At 68.3% G+C, this 5,711-nt stretch carries 3 protein-coding genes and 1 pseudogene; all 4 read left to right on the plus strand.

Features of this window, described 5'->3' with window-relative positions; all coding sequences use genetic code 11:
• Positions 1 to 115: 115 nt before the first annotated feature.
• A pseudogene (locus tag ASJ79_RS17230) lies at positions 116 to 1,345 on the plus strand (molybdopterin-dependent oxidoreductase); the annotation flags it as partial.
• 85 nt (positions 1,346 to 1,430) lie between these two features.
• Entirely contained in the window at positions 1,431 to 2,972 is a 1,542-nt protein-coding gene (locus ASJ79_RS17235) for an ATP-dependent DNA ligase (RefSeq protein ID WP_067957527.1), read from the plus strand.
• Positions 2,973 to 3,085: 113 nt separating this feature from the next.
• Positions 3,086 to 5,392 (plus strand): carbon starvation CstA family protein, encoded by a 2,307-nt coding sequence (locus ASJ79_RS17240; protein WP_067957531.1) that lies wholly within the window; start codon positions 3,086 to 3,088, stop codon positions 5,390 to 5,392.
• On the plus strand, positions 5,392 to 5,529 hold the full coding sequence (locus ASJ79_RS31155) for a CstA-like transporter-associated (seleno)protein (protein WP_369803699.1): 138 nt from the start codon (positions 5,392 to 5,394) through the stop codon (positions 5,527 to 5,529). Before ASJ79_RS17240 ends, ASJ79_RS31155 begins: the two co-directional genes overlap by 1 nt.
• Positions 5,530 to 5,711 lie beyond the last annotated feature (182 nt).

The following is a 5,711-nucleotide window of genomic DNA, read 5'->3' on the forward strand; positions in this document are numbered from 1 at the left end:
AGTTAAAGCCGACAGAACCGTGAGCTGCGCCTCGGGCGGGACTTCATATACACGCCACAGCGCGACGCGCCGGAATCATGTCACGGAATGGTATGAATTCCTTTTCTACCTCTGGATCGTCGCCGCAGGCGCGGTGGGGTGCGCGGCGGTGCTGTCTCGCGCCGGCACGACCGTCGTCGACATCGTGCCCACGCTGGTCGGGGCCGGGTGTGGCGTCGCCGCGCTGCGCGTGCTGGTGTCCGGCCGGTTCACCGACGCATCGGATGAGCCGGGCACCGATGCGGGCAGGCGGCTGTCGCTGGTCACGCTCGGCCTGCTCGGCGCGGGCATGGCCAGTGGTGTGGTCGGTGTGCTGGTGAACCGCTGGACGTCGTCGGTGTCCGGCGACCGGGAAGCGTTCGCGCTACCGGAGGTCGACCGGGCCGCGCCGCCGATCCCGGACACGGTGCAACCCGGAGAGGTTGCGCTGCCGTCGTTCGTCACCGGCAACGCCGACTTCTACCGCATCGACACCGCGCTGAGCGTTCCGCAGCTGAGCAGGCAGGACTGGGCGTTGCGGATCCACGGAATGGTGGACCGCGAAGTCACCTACCGGTTTGCGGATCTGGAACGCTTCGAGGTGGTCGAGAAGGTGGTCACGCTGACGTGTGTGTCCAATCCCGTTGGCGGCGAGTTGATCTCGAACGCCGTGTGGACCGGCTACCGGGTGCGTGATCTGCTCGCCGCGGCGGGCGTGCAGCCCGACGCCGACATGGTGCTGTCGATGTCGGTGGACGGATGGACGGCGGGCACACCGGTCGAGGCGCTCACCGCTGCCGACGCGCTGCTCGCCGTCGGCATGAACGGCGAGCCGCTGCCCACCGAGCACGGCTACCCGGCCCGTCTCGTCGTTCCCGGCCTGTACGGCTACGTCTCGGCCACCAAGTGGGTGACGGACCTGGAGGTGACACGCTTCGACCGCGCCGAGGCGTACTGGACGCGGCTGGGCTGGTCGGCCCGCGGTCCGATCAAGACCGAATCGCGTATCGACGTGCCCCGCAGCGGGCAGGACGTCCCCGTCGGCCCGGTGACGTTCGGCGGCGTCGCGTGGGCCCAGACCCGCGGCATACGCGCGGTGGAGGTGCAGATCGACGACGGCGACTGGCAGCAGGCCATACTCGGCGACGCCTACTCCGGCGACACCTGGCGGTTGTGGAGCTTCCCTTGGGACGCGCGCGATCCCGGGCTCCACACGATCACCGTGCGCGCCACCGACAACTCCGGCTACACCCAGACCGCCGAACGTGCCGACCCTGTCCCCGACGGCGCGACCGGCTGGCACTCGATCACCTTCGCCGTGAAGTGACCCCGCCGAAATGGCATTCCAGCAGGTCCCCACTCGTACTTTCGCTGCTGGAATGCCATTTCGGCGGGATTGAGAGGAGCGTGACGTGCTGCTGGTAGATGTCGCCCGGGCTTCCGCCGACGTGGCGGCGTCGTCGGCACGGCTGGCCAAGATCGCCCGCATCGCCGAGCTGCTGCGCTCGGCCGGCGAGCAGGGCGACGCCCGCCTCGTCGGTGTCGTCGTGTCATGGCTGTCCGGTGAGCTGACTCAGCGTCAGATCGGCGTCGGCTGGGCGTCGGTGCGCTCCGTGCCCGACCCCGCCGACACGCCCACCCTGACCGTCGAGGACGTCGACGCCCGGTTCGGGGAGATCGGCGCGACGTCCGGCAAGGGATCCCAGGCCCGCCGCGCCGCACTCCTCACCGATCTCTTCGCCGCGGCCACCGACGTCGAGCAGACGTTCCTGCGCCGCCTGCTCACCGGCGAACTGCGCCAAGGTGCGCTGGTCGGGGTGATGGCCGACGCGGTCGGCAAGGCGGCGGGCCTTCCCGCCGCGGTGGTGCGCCGCGCCGCGATGCTCGGCGGCGACCTTCCCGCGGTCGCCGCGGCGACCGTCACCGAAGGAGAGTCCGCGCTCGGGCGGTTCACCCTGCAGGTCGGTAAGCCGGTCGGTCCGATGCTGGCCCAGACCGCGACCGGTGTCGCCGACGCGCTCGAGCGCCTCGGCGGGCCGGCGTTGTTCGAGGCCAAACTCGACGGCGCACGTGTGCAGATCCACCGCCGCGGTGACGAGGTGTCGATCTTCACCCGCAGCCTCGACGACGTCACCGCCCGGCTACCGGAGGTCGTCGACGCGACGCTGGCGCTGCCGGTCACGGACCTGATCGCCGACGCCGAGGCGATCGCGCTGAAACCCGACGGCCGTCCGCACCGGTTCCAGGTCACGGCCGCGCGCTTCGGCCGTCGCGGCGGCAGCACGGGCGCGGCCACGCAGACACTGTCGGTGTTCTTCTTCGACCTGCTACACGCCGACGGCGTCGACCTGCTCGACCTGCCCGCCGAGGCGCGCATCGCCCGACTCGACGCGACCGTGCCCCCAGATCAACGGGTGGACCGGCTGCTCACCTCGGATGCCGCCGCCGCGCAGGCTTTTCTCGACACGACGCTGGCAGCCGGACACGAGGGCGTGATGGCCAAGTCCCCGACCGCCCCGTACGAGGCCGGCCGGCGGGGCGCGGGCTGGCTCAAGGTCAAGCCCGTCCACACCCTCGATCTGGTGGTGCTCGCCGTGGAATGGGGCTCCGGGCGGCGCACCGGCAAGCTGTCGAACATCCATCTGGGCGCCCGGGATCCGGCGGGCGGCTTCGTGATGCTCGGCAAGACGTTCAAGGGCATGACCGACGACATGCTGGCCTGGCAGACCGAGCGGTTCCTCGGCCTGGCGGACGGGCCGACCGACGGGTATGTGGTGGCGGTCCGGCCCGAGCAGGTCGTCGAGATCGCGTTCGACGGCATTCAGACGTCCTCGCGCTACCAGGGCGGGATGGCGCTGCGGTTCGCGCGGGTGCTGCGCTACCGCGACGACAAGACCGCCGCCGAGGCCGACACCATCGACACCGTCCGCGAGTTCTACGAACGCGGAAGCTGACATCGCAATGGGGAGTTTCCCCACACATCAGCTCGGTCCGGTGCCAGTATCGAGACAAGGCATGGTTCCAGGGCAGAACACAGTCGAGCCGACGAGGGAGACCGGGAGGCATCGTGGCCACACCCACCGCCGCATCATCGGACCGCATCGAAGAATCCGTCGGGAATATCACCTACGTCCGCACGGACAAGGATCTGCCGCCGGTGGCGATCATCGACAGGTCGCCGATCACCGTCAAACACAAGATCATCTTCACCGTGGTCGCGCTGCTGGGCGCCACCGCCTGGGCGATCATCGCGTTCTTCCGCGGTGAGACCGTCAACGCCGTCTGGTTCGTCATCGCCGCGATCTGCACCTACGTGATCGGCTTCCGCTTCTACGCCCGGCTGATCGAGATGAAGGTCGTGCGTCCGCGCGACGACAACGCCACGCCGGCAGAGGTTTTCGAGAACGGCACCGACTACCTGCCCACCGACCGCCGGGTCCTCTACGGTCACCATTTCGCCGCCATCGCGGGGGCCGGACCGCTCGTCGGACCGGTTCTGGCCACCCAGATGGGGTATCTGCCGGGCGCGATCTGGATCATCATCGGCGCGGTCGTCGCCGGCTGCGTGCAGGACTACCTGGTGATGTCGATCTCGGTACGGCGGCGGGGGCGGTCCCTGGGCCAGATGGCTCGGGACGAACTCGGGATCGTCGGCGGTGTGGCCGCGCTCGTCGGCGTGCTGGTGATCATGGTGATCCTGCTGGCGGTGCTGGCGCTCGTCGTGGTCGGTGCGCTGGCCGAAAGCCCGTGGGGCGTCTTCTCCATCGCGATGACGATCCCGATCGCCATCTTCATGGGCCTGTACCTGAGGTTCCTGCGCCCGGGCCGGGTCTCCGAGGTGTCGCTGATCGGGGTGGCCCTGCTGCTGCTGGCGGTCGTCGCCGGCGGCTGGGTCGCCGAAACCAGCTGGGGCGCCGAATGGTTCACATTGTCCAAGGTGGCGCTGTCGTGGTGCATCATCATCTACGGCCTGGCCGCCTCGGTGCTGCCGGTGTGGTTCCTGCTGGCCCCGCGCGACTACCTGTCGACGTTCATGAAGGTCGGCACCATCGTGCTGCTGGCCATCGGAATCCTGATCGCCCGGCCGGTCATGGAGGCGCCCGCGATCTCGCAGTTCGCCACCAGCGGTACCGGACCGGTGTTCGCCGGTTCGCTGTTCCCGTTCCTGTTCATCACCATCGCGTGCGGCGCGCTGTCGGGTTTCCATGCGCTGATCTCGTCCGGCACCACCCCGAAGCTGCTGGAGAAGGAAAGCCAGATGCGGCTGATCGGCTACGGGGGCATGCTCACCGAGTCGTTCGTCGCGATCATGGCGCTGATCACCGCCGCGATCCTCAACCAGCACCTGTACTTCGCGATGAACGCCCCGTCCGCCTCGACCGGGACGACCGCGCAGAGCGCCGCCGACTACGTCAACGGACTGGGGCTGTCCGGGCCGCCGGTCACCGGCCAGGAGATCAGCGACGCCGCCCGCAGCGTCGGTGAGGAGTCCATCGTGTCGCGCACCGGTGGCGCGCCGACCCTGGCGTTCGGCATGTCCGAAGTGCTGCACCAGGTCTTCGGCGGCGCGGGCCTCAAAGCGTTCTGGTACCACTTCGCGATCATGTTCGAGGCGTTGTTCATCCTGACCACCGTCGACGCCGGCACCCGGGTGGCCCGGTTCATGCTCTCCGACGGGCTCGGCAACCTCGGTGGCCCGCTGAAGAAGCTGCGCAACCCCAGCTGGCGGGTCGGCGCCTGGATCTGCAGCATCGTCGTCGTCGCCGCGTGGGGCAGCATCCTGTTGATGGGTGTCACCGACCCGCTGGGCGGCATCAACACGCTGTTCCCGCTGTTCGGCATCGCCAACCAGTTGCTGGCGGCCATCGCGCTGACCGTGGTGACGGTGGTGGTGATCAAGCGCGGATTACTGAAATGGGCGTGGATACCCGGGATTCCGCTGCTGTGGGACCTTGTGGTGACGATGACGGCATCGTGGCAGAAGATCTTCTCCGGTGACCCGAAGGTCGGCTACTGGACCCAGCACTTCCAGTACCGCAACGCCCGCGACGGCGGCGCCACCAGCTTCGGCGCGGCCAAGGACGCCGGACAGCTCGACGCCGTCATCCGGAACACGTTCATCCAAGGCACCTTGTCGATCGTCTTCGCGATGCTGGTGATCATCGTGTTCGCCGCCGGGGTGATCGTGGCGCTCAGGGCGATTCGCGGTCACGGCGCGCCGACGAGCGAGGACGACCCGATACCGTCGCGGATGTTCGCACCCTCCGGCATGTTCATGACCTCGGCGGAGAAGGAGGTGCAGAAGCAATGGGACGCGTTAGCGAACGCGCACGGGAGGCCGTCCGCCACATCAGCTGGTACTGCCAAACTCTGATGGGCGACAATCATTATCAGCGCTATCTGGAACACCACGAACGCAGGCACCCGGGGGCGCCGGCGCTGTCCGAACGCGAGTACTGGCGCCGGCGTCACGCGGCTTCCGACGCCGATCCGGGAGCTCGCTGCTGTTGACCCCGCGCGCTAAACTGTCGACCATACGGTAAGTCATCACAGAACGGGAACGGCGATGAACAAGGACGAGATGATTTTGATCAGCGTGGATGATCACATCGTTGAGCCGCCGGATATGTTCAAGAATCATTTGCCGCGGAGGTATTTGGATGAGGCGCCGCGGTTGGTGCATAACCCGGACG

Origin of the sequence: Mycobacterium sp. NAZ190054 (assembly GCF_001545925.1) — a bacterium.
In the GTDB taxonomy this organism is placed as follows: Bacteria; Actinomycetota; Actinomycetes; order Mycobacteriales; family Mycobacteriaceae; genus Mycobacterium.